Source organism: Streptomyces sp. NBC_01016 (assembly GCF_026341035.1).
In the GTDB taxonomy this organism is placed as follows: domain Bacteria; phylum Actinomycetota; class Actinomycetes; order Streptomycetales; family Streptomycetaceae; genus Streptomyces.
This window is the reverse complement of the sequence record NZ_JAPEOQ010000001.1, coordinates 5,302,462-5,326,099: the sequence shown is the minus strand read 5'-3', so window position 1 is coordinate 5,326,099 and position 23,638 is coordinate 5,302,462. Positions and strand designations below refer to the sequence as shown.

Genomic DNA, 23,638 nt, shown 5'->3' with positions numbered 1-23,638 from the left:
ACGGCCGGATGCCCGAGGGTGCGGCGCAGCCTCGGGTGAACCGGCTGTCGTCAGGCGACAGCGTCCCCTGCGGGCGGGCCCCTGGAGGTGATCGTGTCCGCGAGGAGGAGGTCACGGAGCGGGCGGTGGCGCCGCATGCGTCGGATCTGGACACGCGGCCGGTGCGGCGGAGTCGGAAGGCGGAACGGGAGCCTCAAGGGCGCGACGAGCCGACCGACGACGGACCTCGCGATGCGGAACGCGGCCTGCTCGCCGTACGCGAGCCACAGCCCGCTCAGCACGGCGGCCAGCAGGTGGGCCACGAGCATGCCGGACGGTGACATGCCGCCCATGTCATGACCGTGCGACTCCATCTCGGGCATGTCTGCCATGCCGGCCATGCCATGCATGCCGCTCATGCCGCCCATGGGGTCGGCCGGCATGGACGCCGTGGGCACACGGCACAGCACCTGGTCCAGCCACCGGCCGGCGACAGAACCGCCCGACGCCGCCGGGTGCGCGAGGACCTGCGCCCCCGAGAAGAAGACGTGAAGTACCGCCTGCGCGGCCACGGTAAGACCCACGACCGGCAGGAGTCCACGCTCACGCCCGGCCGGCACACAGGCCGCTCCACCGATGACCACGAGGCCGGCGGCGGGCGCCCACCAAGGCACGGTGTCACCGGACATCAGCGTGTGCGCGAGCGCTGTGAGCAGCACGCAGACGGCCGCGAACACCGCGGCCCGTCCGGCGCGGGCATCCCAGCCTGTAGTCATGGCGGCCCATCTTGGCATCCGCCGACCGGTGATCACCGGCAGGTGGTCAACTCCCCCACCGTTCGCCCGCTTTTGCTTCACCTTTGCCTTTCGCCCACCACTGCGTACTATCGCCAGGTCATCGCCGCGACGGGAGACAGGAAGCCGGTGCGAATCCGGCACGGTCCCGCCACTGTGACCGGGCAGCGCGAGCCAGCACTGCCCGGGAGTCAGGTCACTGACCCGTCGCGGGCTTATTCCGAGGAGCGCGGACTCCGTAGGAGGCTTCACGTGTACGACGGTCCATGCCGTCCCCATTCCCTTTCCCTCCCCCGGGTGCGACGACGGCGTTTCGTCGTGCGCGTCGGGGCCACCGTCGCCGCGCTGTCGGCGACGGTGCTCGCCGCCGGCTGCGGCCCGTCCGGGTCGGCCGCCGAGCGCGCCGGTGGCCCGCAGTCGTCCATCACCAAGGGCTTTCCAGTCACCATCGACAACTGCGGCGTCAGGACGACGTACGCGAAGCCGCCGTCGCGCGTGGTGACCATCCATCAGCACCCCGCCGAACTCATGCTCTCGCTCGGCCTGAAGGACCGCATGGTCGGCACGGCGTTCCCCGACTCCGCCGTCCTGCCGAGCCTGCGCAAGGACTACGGGTCGGTTCCGAAGCTGTCCGCGAGGGCGCCCTCGTTCGAGAAGGTCCTCGAAGCCGAACCCGACTTCGTCTACGGCGGCTACTCCAGCGCGTTCGACGAGAAGGAGGGCCGCTCCCGAAAGGCGTTCGCCGACGCGGGCATCGACACGTACCTCAACCGCGAGTACTGCGGCGAGAAGAACGTGACCATGCGGGACACCTACGCCGAGATACGCACCATCGGCAAGATCTTCGGGGTCCCCGACCGCGCCGACGCCCTCGTCTCCGACCTCCGCGGCCGGGTCGAGAAGGCGAGCGCCGCCGTCCGGGACGAGCCGGACGTCCCCGTGTTCGTGTACGACAGCGGCGACAAGTCCGCCTTCACCGCGGGCGGCAAGAGCCTGGGCACGCAGCTCATCCACCAGGCCGGCGGCCGCAATGTCTTCGCCGACCTGGACGACGTGTTCGGCGACGTCTCCTGGGAGCAGGTGGTCGACCGCGGGCCCGAGGTCATCGCGATCTACGACTACGCGGGCGACAAGAGCGTGGAGCAGAAGAAGCAGTACCTGCTCTCGCAGCCCGCGCTCGCGGACGTACCCGCCATCAAGCACAAGCGGTTCGTCGTACTGCCGTTGACCGCGACGCTGGTCGGTGTCCGGTCGGCGTACGCGGTGGAGGGTCTGGCGCGCGGACTGCACCCGGAGAGCTTCAAGTGACGGCGTCCGTCGTGGGTGACAAGCAACCGGTCGACAAACAACCAGGCGACAAGCAAACAGCGGACAAGCAGCCAACTGGCGTGCGGCAACGGCACATTGGGCAGGGGGCGAGACTCACCGCCACCCTGGTCCTACTCACCGTGCTGCTCGTCGTCTCCCTCACGGCCGGACTCGCCATCGGCTCGGTGCATGTGCCGCCCGGTGAGGTGTGGGGCATCGTGACGCACGCGCTCGGCGCCGACTGGTGGGGTGACGCGGACTGGTCGCGGGCGCGGGAGACGATCGTGCTCGACGTGCGGGCGCCGCGTGTCCTGCTCGGCGCGATGACAGGCGCCGGACTCGCGGTCGTCGGCACCGCTCTGCAGGCGCTGGTACGCAATCCGCTCGCCGAGCCGTACCTTCTCGGTGTCTCCTCCGGCGCCTCGCTCGGCGCGGTCGCGGTCCTCGTGTTCGGGGTCGGTGTGTTCGGGGCGATGTCACTGTCGGCGGCGGCGTTCGCGGGTGCGCTCGGCGCGCTCGTCCTCGTCTACGCCACCGCGCGCACCGGCGGCCGCATCACGTCCAGTCGCCTGATCCTGTCCGGTGTGGCGGTCGCGTCGATCCTCAGCGCGCTGCTCAACCTGCTGCTGCTCACCACGGACCGCGGCAACGAGGCACGTACGGTCCTCGCCTGGACGCTGGGCGGACTTGGCGGGGTGTCCTGGAACTCGCTGTGGCTGCCGGGTCTTGCCCTGCTCCTCGGGATCGGCGTCCTCATGGTGCAGGCGCCGAACCTGAACCTGCTGCTCGCGGGCGAAGAGGCCGCCACGACGATGGGCCTGGACGTGGCCCGCTTCCGTGCCCGCATGTTCATTCTGGTCTCGCTCGTCACCGGTGTGCTGGTCGCGGCGGCCGGGCCGATCGGCTTCGTCGGCCTGATGCTGCCGCACATCGTGCGCCTGCTCGTCGGCGGCGACCACCGGCGCGTGCTGCCGACGGCCGCCCTTGGCGGGGCGGTGTTCCTCGTATGGGCGGACATCGCGGCGCGGACGGTCGCCGCGCCCATGGAGATCCCGGTCGGTGTGCTGACGGCGCTGTGCGGCGGCCCGTTCTTCCTGTGGCTGATGCGACGGGACGCCCGGCGCAGGAACGCGGGAGGTGTCGGATGACGGCGGCCGATCTCGACGTCGAGGGTGTCACCCTCACCGCGGGCGCCCGGCGGCTCGTCGACGACGTCTCGCTGACCGCCCGCCCGGGCGAGACGATCGGCCTCGTCGGCCCCAACGGCAGCGGCAAGTCCACGCTGCTGCGGGCCGTGTACCGCGTACTGCGCCCGGACGCGGGGACGGTACGTGTGGACGGCGCCGACGCGTGGTCGCTGCCCGTGCGCCAACTGGCCCGAACCGTCGCCGCCGTCGTGCAGGACGCCGGAGCCGACGTGGACCTGACGGTGGGCGAGGTCGTCGCGATGGGGCGCGCCCCGCACAAGCGCCTGCTGGCGGGCGACACGGCCGAGGACGCCGACCTGATCGAAGCGGCGCTCGCCTCCGTCGACGCCGCCGACCTCGCCCACCGCCCCTTCGACCACCTCTCCGGCGGCGAACGCCAACGCGTCCTCATCGCCCGGGCCCTCGCCCAGCAGCCGTCCCTTCTCGTCCTGGACGAACCCACCAACCACCTCGACATCCGCCACCAGTTGGAGATCCTCTCGGCCCTGCGCCGCCTGCCCACCACGGTCCTGGTGGCCCTCCACGACCTCAACCTGGCCGCCCACTACTGCGACCGCCTGTACGTACTCCGCGCCGGCGAGGTCGTCGCCTCGGGCCCACCGCGCGACGTGCTCACACCACGGCTCCTCGCCGAGGTCTACGAGGTGACGGCCGAGGTCGCCGTCCACCCGCGTACGCGTCGGCCGCAGGTGACGTATCTGCCGAATGACGAAGGAGGCCCTCGATAGGGCGGTTCGTAGGGCAGTCCGGAGGACAGACCGTGCGATTCGGGAATCCAGGGGGTTGCCGGCGGCGTTCGGTCAATAGCCGGTACCTCGCCCCTGCTTCGTCCGGGAGACCCTCGCCCATGTCGGATCTCATGTCAGAGCCACAGATCGACGCCCTCGTGTTCGACGTGCTGGGCACGCTCGTCGACGAGCCCGCCGGAATCCGCGCCGGCATTCGTCGACTCGCCCCAGCACTCGACGACACCGACGTCGAGAAGCTCTTGGCGCTGTGGCAACAGCACATCGAGCGCGAGCAGCAGCGCGTACTCGACGGCGGGCGGCCCTACCTCGCGAGCGATGCCCTCGATCTGGAGGCCGCCCGGCTCGTCGCCGATGCCGCCGGGGTCGAGGATCCGGCCGCGGTGGCGGAGTTGGCCCTGGCGGGGCGCAGGCTCCCGCCGTGGCCGGACACGGTGGCGGGGCTCGCCCGGCTCGCCGAGCGGTACCCGCTGATCGGGCTGTCCAACGCGAGCCGGACGGCGCTCCTCGGCCTCAACGCCCACGCCGGACTGCGCTGGCACCAGGCGCTGTCCGCCGAGGACGCCCGGTCCTACAAGCCGGACCCGGCGGTCTACCGGCTGGCCGTCGCCGTCTCAGGACGACCGCCGGAGCGGCTCCTGATGGTCGCCACCCACGCCTGGGACCTGCGCGCGGCGCAGGCTCTCGGCCTGCGCACCGCCTACATCTCCCGTCCCGTCGGTGACCCACCCGCCTCCTCGGACCGGTTCGACCTGTACGCCGACGATCTGGCCGGGCTCGCCGCTCGGATCGGGGCGTGAGCGGCCGGAACTCAGGTGTGCGGCAGGAAGTCGGCGATCTGCGCCGCCACGACGTCGGGGACGAGTGACGGCGCGAAGTGCATCTGGCCGGGGAGCGTCGTGTACGTGACCTGAGGCAGGGCCGTCGCGAGCCGGTCGAGGGTCTGCGGCATCGGCTGCCAGGTGTCGGCGCCCCGCATCAGCAGGGTCGGGACGGTGACATCGGACCAGCGCTCCACGTCCGCCGAGTCGGCGATCAGCGATTCGAGGTCGCGGCACCAGCCGGGCGCCTCGTCGGGCTCGGCGTCGCGTTCGGTGTCTCGTTCAGTGCCCGGCTCTGTGTCGTCGGAGTCGCCCGCGTCCATCATGTCCAGGAGTGCGGCCGGGATGCGGGCCACCTTCTCGGCGAGCAGCCGGTCGGCGCGCCGCCGCTCGTCCTTCGCGGTCAACTCCTGGAACTCCTCGAGTACGGAGGCCAGTTCGTCGCCCACCGCGAACAACGGCGGCTCCCACAGCACCAGTGAGCGAACCGGCAGGCCGGCCACCGCCGCGTGCAGGGCGACGTTGGCGCCGTAGGACATGCCGACCACGTGCACGGGGCGGCCGATCTTGGTGATGAGTGCGCCGAGATCCGCCACTTCGTCGGCGAAGCTCTTGGGTGAGCGGCCCGGTCCGCTCGGGGCGTAGCCGCGGCGCACGGGCGTCCACACCTCGTAGCGGTCCGCGAGGAGTTCGGCCACCGGCTCCCAGGAGTGCAGCCCGCCGCCGGAGCAGTGCACCATGACCACCGGCGGCCCTGAGCCGAACTGCCGGTAGGCGATCGCCGTACCGTCCATGGACTCGATTGATGCAACAGGCCCGAAGAAGGACTCGGGTGACTCGAACTCGCTCGGCATGGCAGGACCGTCGCACGGCCCGTCGGGAACGGTCCACTCATTTTCGCCGCTCGCGAGACGGGCGGCGGCAGGTGCACGCGGCGACACGGCCCGGCGGCTCGCTCTCCCGCCGTCCCTGTAGGTGACACTGAACCGACCATACGGAGCAGAGAGGTTGGATCATGACTCACGCGGTTGTCGCAGGGCTCGAGAAGATTCGGGGCGACCTGGCCGATCTCTACCGGGACCTGCACGAACACCCGGAGCTGTCACTTCAGGAGACGCGCTCGGCCGAGCTGCTCGCGGGGCGTCTGCGGGCCGCCGGTGTCGACGAGGTCGTCGAACACGTCGGCACGACCGGCGTGGTCGGGGTGGTCCGCAACGGCGAAGGACCCGTGGTCATGCTGCGCGCCGACTTCGACGCGCTGCCGGTGGAGGAGAAGACCGGGCTGCCCTACGCCAGCGTCGCCCGCGCGGTGGACCGCGAGGGCAAGGACGTGCCGGTGATGCACGCGTGCGGGCACGACATGCACGCGACCTGTCTGGCCGGGGCGGCGACCCTGCTGGTCGGCGCGCGTGAGCAGTGGAGCGGCACGCTGCTGCTGGTCTTCCAGCCCGCGGAGGAGCTCGGGTGCGGCGCCCGCGGCATGGTCGACGACGGGCTGTTCGAGCGCTTTCCAACGCCTGAGGTCGTGCTGGGCCAGCATGTGGGGCCGCTGCCCGCCGGGTTCATCGGTCACGGCAGCGGTCCGGTGATGGCCGCTTCGGACTCCCTCGATGTCACCCTGCACGGTCGCGGCGGGCACGGCTCGCGCCCGGAGGCCGCCATCGACCCGGTCCTGATGGCCGCCCATGTGGTGACCCGGTTGCAAGGTGTCGTCGCCCGCGAGGTGCCTCCGTCCGAGACGGCGGTCGTCACGGTGGGCCGCATGCAGGCCGGCACCAAGGACAACATCATTCCCGACGACGCGGAGCTGGGCATCAACATCCGCTCCACCACTGCGTCCACCCGCGATCTCCTCCGCTCGGCGACCGAGCGCGTCGTCCGGGCCGAGGCCGTGGCCGGAGGTGCCACGCGCGAACCCGACCTCGACTGGACCGGGAGCGTCCCCGCCCTCGTCAGCGACCCGGATGCCACCGCCACCACGCTGGCCGCGTTCGCCGGCCACTTCGGTGACCAGCGCATCATCCCCATGCCGCCGGTCAACGCCAGCGAGGACGTGGGTGTGTTCGGCGATGCGATCGGAGTGCCGACCGTCTTCTGGTTCTGGGGCGGCCTCGACACCGAGACCGTCGTGGCCGCACTGCGGGACGGCACGCTCGACGACCTGCCGGCCAACCACTCCCCGCACTTCGCCCCCGAGATCGAGCCGACCCTGAGCACCGGCGTGGAGGCGCTCACCGTCGCCGCGCTGACCTGGCTGGGCACCAGGGACGGTCAGTAGTACCCCTTCGACCCGTCGATCAGTTCCCGCACGATGTCCGCGTGGCCTGCGTGCCGACCGGTCTCCTCGATGAGGTGGATGAGCATCCAGCGGAGGTCGATCTTGCCGTCGCCGTACTTGGGGTGGCGGCCGGTGTCGTCGAGGGAGGCCGTGGCCACGATCTCGTTGCTACGGGCGCACTGGGACTCGTAGTCGACCAGCAGTTGCTGGAGGGGGACACCGTCGGTGCGCCAGTCGTCATCCTCGTCCGACTCACCGAAGGACGGGTTCACCGACTCGTCGCCGCCGAGGAACAACACCTCCAGCCAGGTGTGTTCGACCCAGCGCATATGGCTGATGAGACCGGCCATCGTCATCGCAGGCGAGGTCGGGACGACGCTGCGGCGCGCGTCCTCCTCGCTCAGTCCTTCGCACTTCCACCGCAGGATCTGCCGCTGGAGGTCCAGCCATCCGATGAGCGCCGTGCGCTCGTCGGCCTGGAAAGGAGGGCGTTCGAGTGAAGGGGCCATGCCCACGGACGCTAGCGTGCCCGGTCCCCCGATGTCTGCGGGTTTTCGGCGGGGGGCGGGTGAGCACCGCGTGCATGTAACACCTACTGGTCTCTCGGCGCTGTCCCAAAGAGGGGTTCCTCGGCAGTCGGCGGCCGAGGAACCCCTTTCGGCGTCACAGACTCTGATGCTCCTTCTGCCTCAGCAGGTCCGGCGAACTGTTCGCCGGTGGCGCCCGGTTGGGCTCCGGCTGCGGGGTCTGTGCGGCGCCGGAGTCGATGGCCCAGCGGGCGATCACGAACGACAGCGGCGTGGCCAGTACGCCCGCGGCCAGCGCCGTGAGGTTCTTCTCCGTCCCCAGGGAGTGCACGCCGAGGTAGAGGAGCGCTCCGCTGAACACCATGTTCACGAGGCTCGACAAGGGGAAGCGGATGAATCCCTGCCAGGTCGGCCTCGTGCGGCAGGTGACGTAGCTGTTCAGCAGGAACGAACCGACGACGCTGACCATGAAGCCGATGACGTGCGCGATCAGGTAGGGGATCCAACGGTTCAGCGACACGTACACAGCCATGTACACGGCGGTGTTGACGATCCCGATCAGTCCGAAGACGAGGAACTGCCGCAAGGTGCGCAGACCGGCCGTTGACCGAACCGGCGCCGCCGGCCGCACGATCGCGTCCACGGTGAGCGAAGGCTCGGTGCCGGGGGCGGGCACTGTACCGACCCGGCGCGGGTTCTCCTCGGTCTCTCGCACCACATAGGGCGGGCGGCGTTTTGTCTCGCTGTAGATCCGGCCGACGTATTCACCGATGACGCCGAGCGTGGCGAGTTGGATTCCACCAAGGGCCACAATGGCGATCAGTAGCGTGGCGAATCCGGGGACGTCCACTCCGTGCCTGATGACATTGGCGGCGATCCAGAGCGCATAGGCGAACGCCGCGAAAGCGAGCCCCAACCCCACGTAGATGACCAGCCGCAGCGGACGACTGTTGAAGGAGATCAGGCCGTCGATCCCGTAGTTGAGGAGGCGCCGGCCGCCCCATTTCGACCGACCCGCGGCGCGGTTGACATTCTGATAGGTAAAACTGACGGTCTCGAATCCGATCCAGGAAAAGATTCCTTTCGAGAACCGGTTGGCCTCCGGAAGGGCGAGAACCGCGTCGACCGCGCGGCGCGACAGCAGCCGGAAGTCCCCCTCGCCGTCGACGACATCCACGTCCATGCAGCGCCCCATGGCCTGGTAGTACGCCGAACTGACGGTCCTGCGCAGCAGCCCCTCGCCGGAGCGGTCCCGGCGGGCGACTACCTGGTCATAGCCGTGCCGGCGCAGTTCCAGCATCCGGTACAGAAGCCCGGGAGGGTGCTGCAGGTCGGCGTCCATCAGGGCCACGGCCGCGCCGCGGGACATGCGCAGCCCCGCGAGCATGGCCGCTTCCTTGCCGAAATTCCGGCTGAAGGACGTATAACGAACGCGCTTGTCCTCGGCGGCCAGGGCGCGGAGTTGGGCACGGGTGCTGTCGCGGCTCCCGTCGTCGACGTAACAGATCTCGAAGGAGCGCCCCGTCCCTTCCAGGACTTCCATCAACGCACAGTGAAATGTGTTGATCACTTCTTCCTCATTGAAGCACGGCACAACAACTGAGATCTGACACGCTTCCATTCGCCACTCCGGCAGGTGTGAGTCCAGCATTTGCGACTACGGCCACCACCATGACGCATCAGGTCAGGACAACGGTAAGAAGGCACGGCCGAACGCGCCGGGACAAACCCCTGCCGCGTTATCTTTCGATCAGGCCGACCGGCGACACTCAAAGAGTAAGGAGGCAGCCTGTGGTGCGTGCACCGGAGAAGGCTGTTGAGGACCAACGCACCGATGTCCCTCCGCAGTCGCGGACGTCGTGGTCGCGGAGGACGTGGTCGCGGAGGACGTGGTCGCCGAGGACGTGGACGCCGAGGGCATGGTCGCGGACGGCCGCACCGCTGGGGCTGCTCTCCCTGCTGCCGCTCGCCGTGTTCGTCTTCGCCGCATGGAACGCACGCCTGGTGCGTCCCGGCGGGGACGACTGGTGCTTCCTGCCGGTGGTCCACGACGGCGGACTGGCCGCGATGGTCGGGAAGTTCTACCTCCACGACAACGGACGGATCGTCAACGCCGTGCTGGTGTGGGCGTATGCGCGTTTCGGTGAGACGGGTCAGCAGTGGTTCGCGCCGGTCAGTGGCGTGCTCGTCCTCGCGCTCCTGTGGGCCTTCGTCGGCGCCTTCCTGCACGCTGTGCGAGCACGGGTCCCCCGGGGTGTTCCGCTTCTGGTGGCGTCCATGGTGACGGCCCTGTTCCTCTTCGGATCGCCCAACACCTACAAGACGTTCTACTGGCCGGCCGCCTCTGTCTCCCACACCTTGCCCCCGGTGTTCGCCTGCGCGGCGGCCGTCCCGGTGCTGCGGGCGACGTCGCGGCGCGGCAGGTTCCTCGCGCTCGGCGCCGTCGTCCTCGCGGGGGTGTCCCTGGGGCTCGTCTCGGAGGAGACGAGCGTCGTCGCCGCGACCGTCCTGGCGTGCGCGCTGCTGATCAGCGGAAGCGTCTTCCCCGAAGCGCGACGGCGGTTCCTCCGCCTGTGCTGCACGGCCGGCATCGCGAGCATCATGATCGGCACGCTGATCCTCTACACCTCCCCCGGCGCTTCGCGCCGCCGCGAGCGCAAGCACGCGTCGACGATGTTCACCCCCGACTCGCTGCTGGGCGCCCTGCACGGATTCGCCGAGATCACCGCCACGGTGCTCACGACCTGGTGGTACCTGGGAGCCGTCGTGGTGGGTGTCATCGTGGGCGTGGTCACCCCGGGCGTCGTGGGCCGCGTCCCGGCTGCAAGGAAGTATGTGCCGGTCCTGGTCGCGGGTGTCGGCGCGCTGCTCGTCTCCGGCTACGTGTGCACGGTCATCACATACCCCGTGTTCAAGCACCACGTGGTGTCGTCGACCCGCCTGTGGAACGACTACCTGCTGCTCTACCTCCTGCTGCTGGTGTTCGTCGGCGCGCTCGCCGGACAGGCCGCGCGGGACCGGGTACCTCGGACAACACCCGTCCTCGCCGCCGGGGGCCTGTTGTACGCCGTCGTCTGCGTCGCCCTGACGGTGTCCCTCGCGGGCCTCGCGACCACCATGCAGACGCATGCCCGCGACTGGGACCGGCAGGATCGCTGGATGCGCGGTCAGGCCGCGGCCGGCGCCCAGGTACTGCCGTACAAACGGCTCCCCCAGAGCAGGATGACCGAGCCGTTCCGTCATGGTGGGAAGGCGAAGTGGCCCGCTTCCTGCATTGCCACCTATTACGGCGTCCAACACATCGAGCAGGCTCACAAACTGCCGTGACTCAGCCCGTCCGCCCGGCCTGGGCGAGGAGGCGGCGGGCCCGATCCAGGACGGGCTTGTCGACCATCTGGCCGTCGACGGTGGTGACGGTGTCACCCGCGGCAAGTACGGATTGCGCCCAGGCCAGTTCGGCTTCGGTGGGCATGAATCCCGCCTCCATCGCCGGGAGTTGAGCCGGATGGATGCACAACTTGCCCGCGAATCCGAGGCGGCGGCCGTGCGTGACATCGGCGGCGAGGGTGTCCGCGTCCCGTACGGCCGTGGTGACACCGTCGACCGGCGGGCACAGGCCGGCGGCCGCGGCCGCGAGCACCACCTGGGAGCGGGCGTGCGCCAGAGCGAGGTGGTCGTCGTGCGCGACGCCGAGGTCGGCGGCGAGGTCCACATTGCCGAAGGCGAGGCGCACCACGCCCGGCGCCTCGGCCACCTCGTGGGCGCGCAGCACTCCGCGCGCGGTCTCGATGAGGGCGATGAGCGGGCAGCGGCCGGCCGTCCGCGTCGCGATCCCCGAAAGAGCCGCCGGATCCTCGGACTTGGGCACCATCACCGGGCAGCCGTGTTCCGCCACCATGGCCAGGTCGACCTCGGACCAGGGCGTGCCGGGGGCGTTGACGCGCACGACCGGCCGGTGCCCCGCGGCCAGCCAGGCGGCGACATGCGTACGGGCCTCGTCCTTGTCGGCCGGGGCGACCGCGTCCTCCAGGTCGATGATGACGAGGTCGGCGCCGGAGGCGTGCGCCTTGGCGTAGCGGTCGGGGCGGTCGCCGGGGACAAAGAGGAAGCTGCGCGCGGCCGCGATCGCCTCACGGGTACCGGGGGCGTCCGTCATACGAAGGTCACCTCCGCGGACGCGTGCCGCGCCTCCCGGTGCGTGGCGACGCCCAGTTGGGCGTCCCGGCCGTCCTCCGTCGGTGTCCCGGTGGCCAGCAGGTGTTCCCCGGCGAAGACGGGGCGGTGCAGGCGGTAGGAGAGCGAAGCCACCTGTCGTTCCGGCGAGTTGCGGCGCACCAGATCCAGCATCAGCAGCGCGAGCAGCGGGCCGTGCACGACGAGGCCGGGGTATCCCTCGACGTCACGGCAGTACGGGGCGTCGTAGTGGATCCGGTGGGCGTTCGCGGTCAGCGCGCTCACCCGGAACAGCTCGCGCTCGTCGGGCTGGGCCCGCAGCTGCCAGGGGGCCTCGGACTGCGGGACGGTCGTGCTGTCGACCGTGGTGGGGTGGCCGGCCGCCGCGCTGCGGCCGGAGCGGTAGACGATGTCCTGTTCCTCGACGAGGCAGGTGCGGCCCGCCTGGCGGAACTCGCGGCGTTCGGTGACGAAGAGCAGCTCGCCGCTGCGGCCGCTCTTGGGGGTGACGGAGGCGAGGCTGCAGACGCGTTCGGCCGGTTCACCGAGGCGCAGCGGCTCCTCGACGCTCACACGGCCACCCGCGAACATGCGCTGCCGGTCGGGGATCGGCGGCAGGAAACGGGCGTCGCTGAGGTGTCCGTCGGGGCCGAGTTCGCTCTGCGCGGGCCACTCCAGGAAGTACAGCCACTGCCACAGCGGGGGCAGAGCGTCGCCCGCCTTCGCGGCCGGTTCGGGCAGATCGAGGACGGCCGAGAGGGCGGCGGCCGGGCCCGGGGGCAGGGCGTCCTCGTCGGTCGTCGCGGAGGGCGCCCAGGACTCCACGTAGGAGCCGAGGGTGGGTGTGGAGGCGGCGGGTTCCATGGTGGGGCTTGCCTTCCGTTGAGGGGCGGGTGTCACGCGGGGGTCGTGGCGGAGGGCTCGGCGGGGGCGGTCGTCGCGCCCGGTTCGGTCTCCAGGTGGGAGTCGCGGGAGGGCTCGCGCACGAGGAGCGTGGCCAGCAGCGTGAGGGCGACGCACCCGGTCACGTACCAGAAGAACACGGTCTCGTGCCCGTTCTGCTTGAGGGCCAGGGCGATCGGCTCGGTCAGTCCGCCGAAGGTGGCGGTGACGAGGGCGTGCGGGAGGCCGACACCCAGGGCGCGCACCTTGGTGGGGAACATCTCGGCCTTGACGATGGCGGCGAGGGCCGAGTATCCGGTGACGAACGCGAGGGCGAGCGTCATCAGGAGGAAGGCGACCCACGGGTTGCTGGTGTGTCCCAGGAAGGTCATCACCGGGACCGTGAGCACCATGCAGCCGATCGAGAAGCCGAACATGACGGGGCGGCGGCCCACCCTGTCGGACAGCGCGCCGACCAGCGGCTGGATCAGCATGTACACGAAGAGGGCCGCGAAGCCGATGACCGTCACGGTCGACTTGGGGATACCCGCGGTGTTCACGAGGTACTTCTGCAGATAGGTGGTGTACGTGTAGAAGGCGACGGTGCCGCCGATGGCGAGGCCGAACACGGCGAGCAGCTGGCGCGGGTACTCCTTGAACAGGGCGACGAGCCCCTTGCGTTCGCCGTCGGTGGCGCGTGCCTGCTCCTTCTGGAAGTGCTCGGACTCCTCCATGGTGCGCCGCAGGTACATGACGGTGAGACCGGCCAACGCGCCGACGACGAACGGGATGCGCCAGCCCCAGCTCGCCAGTTGGGCCTCGGTGAGCGCGTTCTGGAGGACGATCGCCACGAGCAGCGCGGAGAGCTGGCCGAGCACGATGGACACGTACTGGAAGCTGGAGTAGAAGCCGCGCCGCCCGGGCGGTGCCACCTCGGAGAGGTAGGAGGCGCTGGAGCCGAACTCGCCGCCGACGGACAGGCCTTGGGCCAGGCGCGCCACGACGAGCAGGGCCGGCGCCCACAGGCCGATGACGTCATGTCCCGGGGACAGGGCGATGACGAGTGATCCGGCGCTCATCAGCAGCACGGAGAGGGTCAGCGCGCGCCGTCGGCCGAACCGGTCCGCGTAGGCGCCGAGCAGCCAGCCGCCGAGCGGCCGCATCAGGAAGCCGACCGCGAACACCACGGCTGTGGACAGGAGTTGGGCGGTCTGGCTGCCTTCCGGGAAGAACACCGGCGCGAAGTAGACGCTGAAGGTGGCGTAGGCGAACCAGTCGTACCACTCGATGAGGTTGCCCAGACAGCCGCGCACGACGTTCGCGGTGACGCGGGAGGGTGGGCTGGGGGCCGGTGTCTTACTCATCGGTGGCGTCTCCGTACTCAGTGCTCGATACGAGGTGGTCGGGCGGCTCAAAACGCCACTCATCATGAGCGCTGATGCGGGATGCGGAACAATAGAAAATGGTGATGCTCCCATGCGCCGGGAGCATGGGAGTCCGCAGGCGCAGCATCCCCGCGGACCGGCTTACCTCGACGACCCGTCGAGGAAGTCGAGAACCGCCTCCCCGGCCTCCGTCCGGCACTCCTCGAAGTAGGCGTGGCGCGCGCCGGGGAACAGCCGCGTCGCAGCATCGGGGATGCGGGCGGCGAGCAGCGGCAGATTGTCCGGCGGGGTGAGCCGGTCCTGGTCGCCGTGGAGGATGAGCGTGGGCGCGGTGATGTGCGGCAGCGCGTCCCACGCGTCGTGCCGGTTGCTGGCGCGCAGGTGGCCGCGGCGGGCGTGCGGCGGCATGTCGGGGTCGCCGAGTGTGCCGTACGGGCCGGGGTGGGCGGCGCGCCAGGCGGGTGTGTACATGAGGTCGGTCAGCGCCTCCTCGGCGGCGCCCGGTTCGGTCCTGGCCAGCGCGCGGCGCACCTCGGCGGCGCGCTCCACCGCGTGCGGCCCGCCGGGTGAGGTGCAGCCGAGGACGAGCCGCCGGATCCTGTCGGGGTGGCGTGCGGCGACCCATTGCGCGACCCGCCCGCCCATGGAGGTGCCGTACAGGTCGGTGCGCTCGATGCCGAGGGCGTCGAGCACGGCGATCACGTCGTCCGCGAACTGGCGGGTGGAGTAGCCCTCTTGAGCCTCGGGCTTGTCACTGGCGCCCGTTCCCCGGTAGTCGAGCGTGATGGTGCGGTGGGTCGGGTGGAAGTCGTCGCGTACGGCGTCCCACCAGTGGTGGTGGTTGGCCTGTCCGGCGAGGAGGACGAGGGGGTGGCCGGTGCCGCGGGTCTGGTAGGCGATCGTGGTGCCGTCGGCCGCGGGCGTGGTGGCTTCGAGGTGGTGGGGGTCAGGCATGGTTCTCCTGGGGCGCTGGTCGTGGAAGGTGTCGTGGTCGTCGGGTGTCACTGCTCCCGCGCCGCCCCGTCCTCCGTCTCGGGGAGCCGCGCCGAGGGCCATCTGCCGCTCTCCACGGCGGCGTTGACCTGGCGCACCAGTTCCTGCGCGACGACGTTCACGGCGGGTGGTGTGCGGCCGGTGCGAGGTGTGCCCAGCACGATGGAGCGCCACGCGGCGGGCTCGCACAGGGGCGCGGCGCTGAGCTCGCCGGCGGCGACGTCCTCGGCGATGCCCACGCCGGGCAGGATCGTCCAGCCGTGTCCGGCCCGGGCGAGTTGTTTCTGTACGGGCATCGAGTTGGTCTGCGCCGCGACCTCGATGCGGGCGCCCGCGCGGGCCGCCGCCGATTCGATGAGCGCGCGCAGCGCGTGTCCGGACGTCGGCATCACCAGCGGGCGCGCCGCCGCATCGGCGAACGGAACGGGTCGCTCGGCGCGGAGCCCCGCCTCCGGCGGGGCCGCCACCCACAGCCGCTCGCGCACCAGGGGCCGTACGTTCAGGGAGGGCGCCCTGTCGAGGTTGTAGAGCAGCGACAGATCGAGGTCACCGTCGTCGAGCCACTGTTGCAGATGGCCCGAGTACGCGGTCATCACCCGCAGCTGCACGCCCGGATGGGCCTCACGCATGGCCGTCACCAGTGGCTCCGCGAGCAGCCCGAGGGTGCTCTCCAGCAGGCCGACGGTCACGATGCCGGACACCTCGCCGGGCGTGGGCCGCACCTCCGCGCGGGCGCGCTCCAGCTCGTGCAGCGCCCGCCGGGCCCGCTCCACGACGGCCGCTCCGGCCTCGGTCGGCCGCATGCCCTGCCGGGTCCGCTCGAAGAGCGGCACGCCCAACTCCTCCTCCAGGGTGCGGATCTGGCGGGTGACGGCGGGCTGCACAAGGTGCAGGACCGTCGCGGCCCGCGTGACGCTGCCGACCTCGGCCACTGTCACCAGCGCCTTGAGCTGTTTGATGTCCATCGCGTCCCGCCCCTCGCCTGCCATCCGCGCCGCGCATGGTGGCATCACGATTTGCTATTTCCCGAGCATTGCCATGAAGACCCATGATGTTAGTCGTCACGGAGCGGCCGCCTGCCGGCCACCCCGTGCACCCCACATGACCACCCCCGCTCCTGGAGGTCACCGCATGACCGGGACGATCGACCGTGCCGCCGCACCGCCGCAGCACCCGCTGTCCGGGATCACCGTCGTCAGCCTCGAACAGGCCGTGGCCGCCCCCTTCGCCACGCGCCAACTCGCCGACCTCGGCGCCCGCGTCATCAAGGTGGAGCGGCCCGACGGCGGCGACTTCGCCCGCCGCTACGACTCCACGGTGCACGGCGAGTCGAGCTATTTCGTCTGGCTGAACCGCGGCAAGGAGTCGCTGACGCTGGACGTGAAGTCGCCGGCCGGGCGCGAGCTCCTCGACGAACTCCTCGCGGACGCCGATGTGTTCGTGCAGAACCTCGGCCCGGGCGCCGCCGCCCGCCTCGGCCTCGACGCGGCCACGCTGGCCGCGAAGTACCCGCGCCTGATCCCGTGCACCGTCTCCGGCTACGGCACCAGCGGGCCCTGGGCCGACCGCAAGGCGTACGACATGCTGGTGCAGTGCCAGACCGGTCTGGTCTCGCTCACCGGCACGGCGCGCGAGGCCGCGCGGGCGGGCGTGTCGATCGCCGACATCGCCGCCGGGATGTACGCCTACACCGGCATCCTCACCGCCCTGTTCACCCGCGCGACCACGGGTGTCGCCCGCGCGGTGGAGGTGTCACTGTTCGAGGCGCTCGCGGAGTGGATGGGCCAGCCCGCCAACTACACCCGCTACGGCGGAACCCAGCCGCCGCGCATCGGCACCCAGCACGCCACCATCGCCCCGTACGGCGCCTACACCGCACGCGACGGCAAGCAGATCCTGATCTCCGTACAGAACGAACGCGAGTGGCGCGCGCTGTGCGAACAGTTCCTCAAGCGGCCCGAGTTGACCGCGGACCCGCGCTTCGCCACCGGCTCCGACCGCGTCGCCCACCGTGACGAGCTGAACGTCCTCATCGCCGAGCGCTTCCAGGAGTGCGAAGGCGCCGACGCCGCCGAGGCGCTCGACACGGCGGGCATCGCGAACGCGGGCGTCAACGACGTCGCCGAGTTCCTCGACCACCCGGTGCTCGCAGGACGCGGGCGCTGGCACGAGGTCGGCACGCCCGGCGGCCCCGTCCAGGCGCTGCGGCCCCCGGCGGATCTGGCCGGAATCGACCCCCGGATGGACCCGGTCCCCGCCCTCGGCGAGCACACCGAACGACTTCTGGCCGAGCGGGGACGCACCGCCGAGCAGATCGCGGACCTGCGCGCAGCGGGCGCGATCTGACACTCCCCTCCCCCGGACACGGCAACACAGCGACACAGCGACACAGCGACAAGACAGCAAGCAGAGGAGAAGGCCCGTGAGCACCCTGGACGCCCTGGACAGCGACGAGCGGTTCGTCGTCGAGACCGTGCACGACTTCGTCGACAAGCAGGTCAAGCCGGTCGCACAGGAGTTGGAGCACGCCAACACCTACCCCGAAGCCCTCATCGAACAGATGAAGGAGATGGGCATCTACGGGCTCGCCGTCCCGGAGGAGTTCGGCGGCACCCCCGTCTCGATGCCCGCCTATGTCCTGATCACCGAGGAGCTCGCGCGCGGCTGGATGAGCCTCGCGGGCGCCATGGGCGGGCACACCGTCGTCGCCAAGCTGCTCACCCTCTACGGGACCGACGAGCAGAAGGCGGCGTATCTGCCCCGCATGGCGACCGGCGAGATGCGCGCGACGATGGCGCTGACCGAACCGGGCGGCGGCAGCGACCTCCAGGCGATGCGCACCACGGCCCGCCGCCAGGACGACGGCACGTATGTCGTGAGCGGATCCAAGACGTGGATCACCAACTCCCGCCGCTCCGGCCTCATCGCACTGCTGTGCAAGACCGACCCGGACGCGACGCCCACCCACCGGGGCATCTCGATCCTCCTCGTCGAGCACGGTCCCGGCCTCACCGTCTCCCGCGACCTGCCCAAGCTGGGCTACAAGGGGGTCGAGAGCTGCGAGCTGTCCTTCGACGGGTACGTCGCCGCCGCCGGCAGCGTCCTCGGCGGGGCGGAGGGCAAGGGGTTCGGCCAGATGATGAAGGGCCTGGAGACCGGCCGTCTGCAGGTCGCCTCGCGCGCCCTCGGCGTCGGCCGTGCCGCCCTGGAGGACTCGCTCGCCTACGCGCAGGAGCGGGAGTCGTTCGGCAAGCCGATCTGGCAGCACCAGGCGATCGGCCACTACCTCGCCGACATGGCCACCAAGCTCACCGCGGCCCGCCAGCTGACCCTGCACGCGGCCCGGGAGTACGACGCGGGCCGGCGGGTCGACATGGAGGCGGGGATGGCGAAGCTGTACGCGTCCGAAGCGGCGATGGAGATCGCACTCAACGCCGTCCGCATTCACGGCGGTTACGGCTACTCCACCGAATACGACGTCGAACGCTACTTCCGCGACGCGCCGCTGATGATCGTCGGCGAGGGGACGAACGAGATCCAGCGGAACGTGATCGCGGCTCAGCTCGTCAAGCGAGGGGGCCTGGACGCGTGAGCGGCGCCCAGGTGTAGCGGACGCGCACACCATGGTCCCGGAGCCAGCTGGTCTCTCTGTGCCGGAGTTCGTGCGCGGACTCCGGGGCGATGGCGCAGGGCCAGCGGACGAGGACCGAGGTGACATCGCCGGTCTGGACCAGCTGCCGCACCCGCCGCCAGCCCGTGCGCCGGGCCGGGTCGGGCTCGCCGTAGGTGTCGGTGACGACCTCGGCGATCGTCAGTCCGCGCTCCTGGGCGAACGCGCGGCCTTCCGTCTGCGCGCACTCCGTGGCCGTCCCGGACGCCTCCGGGGACCGGTCGGCACATACGTACAGCACGGCGGGTGAAGCTGTTTCGCAGTGCGGGGTCATGGGCGCCTCCTGTGGATGGCTCGAGGAGAATGGATTCCTCGCCGCGCGAGGGTGAAAGGGCGGGGCCGCTCGGCCCCTACCGGTCTCCATGGACTCAGGAGAAGGCCGTCAACTCGGCCCAGACGACCTTGCCTTCGGCCCGCGTCGAGCGTGCGGAGCCCCAACGGTTTGCGAGCTGCTGGACGAGGAACAGACCGCGCCCGCCCTCCTCGCCGGGGCCTGCGCGGTGCTCGGGTGGCTGCACCGGATGGGGGCAGTCGTCGTGAAGTTCGATGCGCAGACTCCGCTCGTCGCCGGTCAGCCTGAGGCCGCACAGGACGTGATCGCTGTCCGTGTGCAGCAGCGCGTTCGTGGTCAGCTCCGAGATCAGCAGCACCGCGTCGCAGCAGGTGTCGCCGGGCACCCCCCAGGATCGGAGCCGCTCGCGCACGGTGTCGCGGGCGGCTCTCGCGCTCGTGCGCAGCGCGGGCAGACCGAACCAGTACTCCCGGCCGGGCGCGGTGGCGACTAAAGCGGGGGACGACGCCGGGGTCAGGGGCGTGGGGAGAGTCACGAATGTCGCCTTCCAGTGCCTTCCGCGGGGCGGGCGCGGTGTGGGGGTGCGGGCTACAGCTCGAGCTGTGAGAGGCGCGGGCCCAGGCAGACGCCCGGCGTTGGCATGCCGACGACGACGGCAGCACCGCGCGCCCCCTCCGGGCCGGATGCTGCGTCAGAGCCGTGCCGTGACCGCTCACAGTGCAACTATGCGCGTGATCGTGCTCACGCTGCAACCGACTCCCTGATAATTTCAGCAAGCGGGGTATCACTCTGGCGTCATCATCAAGTCACTGCAAGAATGGTCTTGTTGATGAAGCTTCAGGGAGGTAGGGCGTGAGTGAGGCCCGTGCTGGCACCAGCGCGCCGACAGTGCTGCGCATGATCCTCGGCCGTCGGCTGCAGGACATGCGCTTGGCTGCCGGTGCTTCGCTGGAGGACGCGGCAAGGGCACTGCGCGTGAAGACCCTGACGATCCGCCGGCTGGAAAAGGCCGAAGTAGCGCTGAAGCCTCTCTATGTGGAGAAGCTCCTGGAGACCTTCGGCGCGGACCGCCAGGAGATAGACGAGTTCGTCGACCTGGCCGAGCAGGCCAACGAGCCGGGCTGGTGGCACTCCTACCGGGACGCCGTCCCCAGCTGGTTCACCGCCTACGTCAGCCTGGAGACCGACGCCAAGACCCTGCGCACCTACGAACCCCAGTACGTCACAGGCCTCTTGCAGACCCCTAACTACGCGCGCGCCGTACTGCGCGGCGGTTTGCCGAACGGCACCGAGGAGGACCTAGAGCGCCGCGTCGCGCTGCGGCTGCGCCGCCAGGGGCTGCTGGAGAAGGAGGACGCGCCCACGTTGTGGGTGGTCATGGAGGAGGCCGTCCTGCACAAGGAGGTGGGCAGCCCCGACGTGATGCGGGAGCAGATCGAGCGCCTCCTGGACGTGTCCGAGCTCGCGCACATCAGCCTGGACATCGTGCCCTTCTCCGCGGGAGCACATGTCGGGGCGTGCGCGCCGTTCACGTACTTCCGGTTCGAAGAACCCGAGCTGCCCGACATCGTGTACAGCGAACTCCTGTCCGCATCCGTCTATTTGGACCAGCGCGCGGACGTGGTCGCCCACCTTGAGGCGCATTCGCGTTTGTCACTGCTGACGTCGTCGGATGACAGCAGGGCGCTCTTGAACCGTATGCGCAAGGAGTACTCAACATGACGGTCGTCGAAGAGGGCGTCTACAACGGGATGCCGGCCCGCAACCTCGGGGAGCAGGGCTGGGAGCGTCCCTGGAGCGGGCCCAACGGTGGTCAGTGCGTCGAGACGAAACTGCTCGCCGACGGCCGTGTGGCCGTACGGCAGTCGACCGACCCGGCAGGACCGGCGCTGATCTACACGCCGGAGGAGATCGCCGCGTTCGTCCGCGGCGTCAAGCAGGGCATGGCCGATCACTTGGCCTCCGGATGAACCGGCGGCCTGCGGGAGGGACGCCGACACCGATACGGTTCCCGGCCTCAGGACCGACAGTCACACCTACGAAGGGGAGCACATGACCACCAGGCAGTCCGGCCGGGACCTCGACACGAGCAAGGCCCACTCGGCCCGGATGTACGACTACTTCCTCGGTGGCAAGGACCACTTCGAGGTCGACAAGGAGGCGGCCATGGTCGCCGCCAAGGCCCACCCCGGCCTGCCTGTCACCGCCCGCGAGAACCGCGCGTTCATGCACCGGGCCACCCGCGTCCTGGCGCAGGAGCACGGCATCCGCCAGTGGCTCGACATCGGCACCGGCATCCCCACCGAGCCCAACCTGCACCAGGTCGCCCAGTCCCTGGTGCCCGAGGCCCGCGTCGTGTACGCCGACAACGACCCGCTCGTCCTCAAGTACGCCGAGCGCCTCATGCGCAGCACGACCCAGGGGCGCACGGCCTACATCGAGGCCAGCGTCACCGACCCCGACTCGCTGATGGACGCCGTGCAGGACGCCGAGGTCCTGGACTTCGACAAGCCCATCGCGCTGTCCCTGAACGCGCTGATGCACTTCGTCACCGACCCGCACGACCCGTACGCCATCGTGCGCCGGCTGCTCGAACCGCTCCCGGCGGGCAGCGCCCTCGCCATGAACCACTGCACGCCCGACTTCGACCCCGAGACGTGGAACGGGGTGGCGGAGGCGTACACCAACTCCGGGACCCCGGTGCAGTTCCGTTCGCACAGCGACGTGCGCCGCTTCTTCGACGGTCTCGACCTGATCGACCCGGGCATCATCTGCTGCCACCGCTGGCGCCGCGACAACCCCGAGGACGGCACGGAGATCGCGGACGCCGAGATCAGCCTGCTGGCGGGCGTGGGCATCAAGCACTGAGCGGGGACGGGCCGGTGCGGACCGGCCCGGCGTGGATCGTACGCGCGGCTCTCAGGCGCGCCGGTTCCTCCGGTACCGGCGTGCCAGCACCAGACCTCCCACCACGACCACGGCACCACCCGCGGCCGCCCCGCCGATGACGAGCGGGGAGGTTCGCTCGCGGGCGTCGATGTCGGTCGGCAGCGCGGCGCTGTCGTTGCCATGGGTGCGGTCGTACTTGCCGATGACGCGGACCGTGCCGCGCGCACCGGGCACGTCGTCGTCGATGCGGAGGCGGACGGTCACGGTGGTGCGCGCGCCCTTGCGGCCGTCGATCTGCTCGAACGCGTCACTGCCCAGGCCGCAGCGCCACGCGCGGGAGCCCTTGGCCGGGCGCTTGCACGCGTTCGTCATGGGGTCGCCGTCCACCGTGTACGGCGTGCCGGTGATCGTGGTGCCCTCGGGCGGGACGATCTCGAAGCGGTCCGGGTTGACGCCGGGCAGCTTGCCCCCGTTGACGTTGCGCGCGCCGATGCGCACCGTCACGGTCTCTCCGACCCTTCCGCGGACGGGTCCCTCGACGACCGGCGCGTAGTCGACCTGCGCGGTGCCGCGCACGATCAGTGAGCCCCAGGCGTTCTTGTTGTCACCGGTCTTGATGTCACTGGTGGGAACGCGTTCGAGCGTCAGCTCCGGGCCGCTCCCCCGGTGCGGATAGACCGCCTTGTCCCGTTCTTCGTAGAGCAGTTGATAGCGGGCGCTCTCCGCGGGCATGTCCGCGTCCAGGTGGCCGGTCATGGGCCGGGCGATCCGCCAGGCGCTGTGCGGCGGCAGTGGTGTGTCGAACTCGCACCAGACGAGTTCGGTCCCGGCCAGCCCCGCGTCCGAGGCGTCGTCCCCGTCCTCGGGATACCAGCAGTTGCGGTACTTCTGGTCCACTGTCAGATGGCGGCCGTAGGCGCTCATGCGCAGCGCGAACCGCTCGACCGGCCAGCGGCTCTCGTTGGCGAGGCCCGGCCGCAGCACGACCGGCTCTCCCGGCTCGACCAGGCCGGGCACCCGCTCCGCCCCGGCCGAGGTCAGATCCGGTGGCCGGATCTCCATCCGCATGTCCGCGCGCACCGTCGCAGCGTTGTCGGCGCGCGCGGTGATGTGCACGGTCCCGCCGTCCCCAGGAGCGGCGCCGTCCTCGCCACGCAGGTAGAACGGGCTGAAGTGCGTCGCGTAACGCAGGGAGCGGGGGTCGAAGCGGCAGCGGAACACATCGTCGCCTCCCGTGCAGCGATGCCCGGGAGTCATCGTGCCGACGTCCTTCAACTCCCGGGCGTCCACGGTGATCTCGACATTGCGGGCCACGCCGCCGTGCGGTTGCACGAGCATTTTGGGGGCCTCGAACCGCGCTTCGCCACCCTCATCGGCGTCGTAGAGACCGGACGCCTCGGGCACGTCCAGCGTGAGCCGGACCTGTCCGTCCGGGCCCTCCGCGGCGAGGACCGGCGCCGCCGCCCCGGTCATGGCCAGCAGCGCCCCGGTCACCAGTGCCGCGGCCCGCTCCCCGAAGCGCCGGCCCTGTCCGCGTATCCGCAATGCCACTCCCCCGTGCTCGGTCCTTCACCGGCCCCGTTGACCGTCGGGGCCTCCAATGCACCCTACGAGAGACCTTCCGGGCCACTGCGAGCCGGTCGGTGCGACCGATGACTTTTGGCGCCCCGGACAGTCCCCCCTGCGAACGGCC

At 70.6% G+C, this 23,638-nt stretch carries 23 protein-coding genes and 1 riboswitch; of the genes, 11 read left to right on the top strand and 12 right to left on the bottom strand.

Going from position 1 to position 23,638, the window contains the following annotated elements:
- Positions 1–50: 50 nt before the first annotated feature.
- Positions 51–755, bottom strand: coding sequence for a hypothetical protein (locus tag OG746_RS23940; RefSeq protein ID WP_266717717.1), 705 nt, complete (start codon positions 753–755; stop codon positions 51–53).
- A 98-nt stretch (positions 756–853) separates the two neighbouring features.
- A riboswitch (cobalamin riboswitch) is annotated at positions 854–995 on the top strand.
- A gap of 30 nt (positions 996–1,025) precedes the next feature.
- Between OG746_RS23940 and OG746_RS23935 the strand changes: the two genes are divergently transcribed.
- The 4 genes from OG746_RS23935 to OG746_RS23920 all read left to right on the top strand — a co-directional run bounded on the left by OG746_RS23935 (position 1,026) and on the right by OG746_RS23920 (position 4,835).
- Positions 1,026–2,081, top strand: coding sequence for an ABC transporter substrate-binding protein (locus tag OG746_RS23935; protein WP_524540444.1), 1,056 nt, complete (start codon positions 1,026–1,028; stop codon positions 2,079–2,081).
- A gap of 80 nt (positions 2,082–2,161) precedes the next feature.
- Entirely contained in the window at positions 2,162–3,229 is a 1,068-nt protein-coding gene (locus OG746_RS23930; protein WP_266717713.1) for a FecCD family ABC transporter permease, read from the top strand.
- A complete protein-coding gene (locus tag OG746_RS23925) occupies positions 3,226–4,017 on the top strand; it encodes an ABC transporter ATP-binding protein (RefSeq protein WP_266717711.1) in 792 nt (263 codons plus the stop codon). The genes OG746_RS23930 and OG746_RS23925 overlap by 4 nt, the downstream gene beginning before the upstream one ends.
- Positions 4,018–4,148: 131 nt before the next feature.
- Positions 4,149–4,835 carry a haloacid dehalogenase type II gene (locus OG746_RS23920; protein WP_266717710.1) on the top strand — a complete coding sequence of 229 codons (687 nt, stop codon included), beginning with the start codon at positions 4,149–4,151 and terminating at the stop codon, positions 4,833–4,835.
- 11 nt (positions 4,836–4,846) lie between these two features.
- On the opposite strand, the gene OG746_RS23915 is transcribed toward OG746_RS23920, so the two are convergent.
- Positions 4,847–5,710 (bottom strand): alpha/beta fold hydrolase, encoded by an 864-nt coding sequence (locus OG746_RS23915; RefSeq protein WP_266717708.1) that lies wholly within the window; start codon positions 5,708–5,710, stop codon positions 4,847–4,849.
- A gap of 161 nt (positions 5,711–5,871) precedes the next feature.
- Between OG746_RS23915 and OG746_RS23910 the strand changes: the two genes are divergently transcribed.
- Positions 5,872–7,134 carry an amidohydrolase gene (locus tag OG746_RS23910; protein WP_266717706.1) on the top strand — a complete coding sequence of 421 codons (1,263 nt, stop codon included), beginning with the start codon at positions 5,872–5,874 and terminating at the stop codon, positions 7,132–7,134.
- Here OG746_RS23910 and OG746_RS23905 read toward each other — a convergent pair.
- Together OG746_RS23905 and OG746_RS23900 are read right to left on the bottom strand one after the other, a co-directional pair.
- Positions 7,128–7,643 (bottom strand): DinB family protein, encoded by a 516-nt coding sequence (locus OG746_RS23905; protein WP_266717705.1) that lies wholly within the window; start codon positions 7,641–7,643, stop codon positions 7,128–7,130. The genes OG746_RS23910 and OG746_RS23905 overlap by 7 nt on opposite strands.
- A 154-nt stretch (positions 7,644–7,797) precedes the next feature.
- Positions 7,798–9,282 carry a glycosyltransferase gene (locus OG746_RS23900; RefSeq protein ID WP_266719156.1) on the bottom strand — a complete coding sequence of 495 codons (1,485 nt, stop codon included), beginning with the start codon at positions 9,280–9,282 and terminating at the stop codon, positions 7,798–7,800.
- Between the two features lie 170 nt (positions 9,283–9,452).
- On the opposite strand from OG746_RS23900, the gene OG746_RS23895 reads away from it, so the two are divergent.
- Positions 9,453–10,988 carry a DUF6056 family protein gene (locus OG746_RS23895; protein WP_266717704.1) on the top strand — a complete coding sequence of 512 codons (1,536 nt, stop codon included), beginning with the start codon at positions 9,453–9,455 and terminating at the stop codon, positions 10,986–10,988.
- A gap of 1 nt (position 10,989) precedes the next feature.
- On the opposite strand, the gene OG746_RS23890 is transcribed toward OG746_RS23895, so the two are convergent.
- From OG746_RS23890 to OG746_RS23870, 5 genes are all read right to left on the bottom strand, one after another.
- Positions 10,990–11,817: an HpcH/HpaI aldolase/citrate lyase family protein gene (locus tag OG746_RS23890; protein ID WP_266717702.1), complete on the bottom strand. Its 828-nt coding sequence runs from the start codon at positions 11,815–11,817 to the stop codon at positions 10,990–10,992.
- Positions 11,814–12,698 carry an HTD2 family dehydratase gene (locus OG746_RS23885; RefSeq protein ID WP_266717700.1) on the bottom strand — a complete coding sequence of 295 codons (885 nt, stop codon included), beginning with the start codon at positions 12,696–12,698 and terminating at the stop codon, positions 11,814–11,816. The genes OG746_RS23890 and OG746_RS23885 overlap by 4 nt, the downstream gene beginning before the upstream one ends.
- A 32-nt stretch (positions 12,699–12,730) precedes the next feature.
- Complete coding sequence (locus OG746_RS23880; RefSeq protein ID WP_266717698.1) at positions 12,731–14,080, bottom strand: MFS transporter; 1,350 nt, start codon at positions 14,078–14,080, stop codon at positions 12,731–12,733.
- 162 nt (positions 14,081–14,242) lie between these two features.
- On the bottom strand, positions 14,243–15,055 hold the full coding sequence (locus tag OG746_RS23875) for an alpha/beta fold hydrolase (RefSeq protein WP_266717696.1): 813 nt from the start codon (positions 15,053–15,055) through the stop codon (positions 14,243–14,245).
- Between the two features lie 47 nt (positions 15,056–15,102).
- A complete protein-coding gene (locus OG746_RS23870) occupies positions 15,103–16,059 on the bottom strand; it encodes a LysR family transcriptional regulator (RefSeq protein ID WP_266717695.1) in 957 nt (318 codons plus the stop codon).
- A gap of 166 nt (positions 16,060–16,225) precedes the next feature.
- Here OG746_RS23870 and OG746_RS23865 point away from each other — a divergent pair, with 166 nt between their 5' ends.
- Both OG746_RS23865 and OG746_RS23860 read left to right on the top strand, forming a co-directional pair.
- Positions 16,226–17,440, top strand: a complete 1,215-nt coding sequence (locus tag OG746_RS23865; RefSeq protein WP_266717694.1) for a CaiB/BaiF CoA transferase family protein — start codon at positions 16,226–16,228, stop codon at positions 17,438–17,440.
- Between the two features lie 76 nt (positions 17,441–17,516).
- Positions 17,517–18,686, top strand: coding sequence for an acyl-CoA dehydrogenase family protein (locus tag OG746_RS23860; RefSeq protein WP_266717693.1), 1,170 nt, complete (start codon positions 17,517–17,519; stop codon positions 18,684–18,686).
- Here OG746_RS23860 and OG746_RS23855 read toward each other — a convergent pair.
- A complete protein-coding gene (locus OG746_RS23855; protein WP_266717692.1) occupies positions 18,661–19,038 on the bottom strand; it encodes a recombinase family protein in 378 nt (125 codons plus the stop codon). The two genes, OG746_RS23860 and OG746_RS23855, sit on opposite strands and share 26 nt — an antisense overlap.
- A gap of 94 nt (positions 19,039–19,132) precedes the next feature.
- Positions 19,133–19,591 carry an ATP-binding protein gene (locus OG746_RS23850; RefSeq protein ID WP_266717691.1) on the bottom strand — a complete coding sequence of 153 codons (459 nt, stop codon included), beginning with the start codon at positions 19,589–19,591 and terminating at the stop codon, positions 19,133–19,135.
- A 317-nt stretch (positions 19,592–19,908) separates the two neighbouring features.
- On the opposite strand from OG746_RS23850, the gene OG746_RS23845 reads away from it, so the two are divergent.
- The 3 genes from OG746_RS23845 (at position 19,909) to OG746_RS23835 (ending at position 21,924) form a co-directional block, all read left to right on the top strand.
- The gene (locus tag OG746_RS23845) at positions 19,909–20,778 is read left to right on the top strand and encodes a Sco1979 family transcriptional regulator (RefSeq protein WP_266717690.1); all 870 of its coding nucleotides are present in this window, start codon (positions 19,909–19,911) and stop codon (positions 20,776–20,778) included.
- The gene (locus tag OG746_RS23840; RefSeq protein WP_266717689.1) at positions 20,775–21,026 is read left to right on the top strand and encodes a DUF397 domain-containing protein; all 252 of its coding nucleotides are present in this window, start codon (positions 20,775–20,777) and stop codon (positions 21,024–21,026) included. Before OG746_RS23845 ends, OG746_RS23840 begins: the two co-directional genes overlap by 4 nt.
- Positions 21,027–21,108: 82 nt before the next feature.
- Entirely contained in the window at positions 21,109–21,924 is an 816-nt protein-coding gene (locus tag OG746_RS23835; RefSeq protein WP_266717687.1) for an SAM-dependent methyltransferase, read from the top strand.
- A 51-nt stretch (positions 21,925–21,975) separates the two neighbouring features.
- Here OG746_RS23835 and OG746_RS23830 read toward each other — a convergent pair whose 3' ends face one another.
- On the bottom strand, positions 21,976–23,490 hold the full coding sequence (locus OG746_RS23830) for a hypothetical protein (RefSeq protein WP_266717685.1): 1,515 nt from the start codon (positions 23,488–23,490) through the stop codon (positions 21,976–21,978).
- Positions 23,491–23,638: the final 148 nt, after the last annotated feature.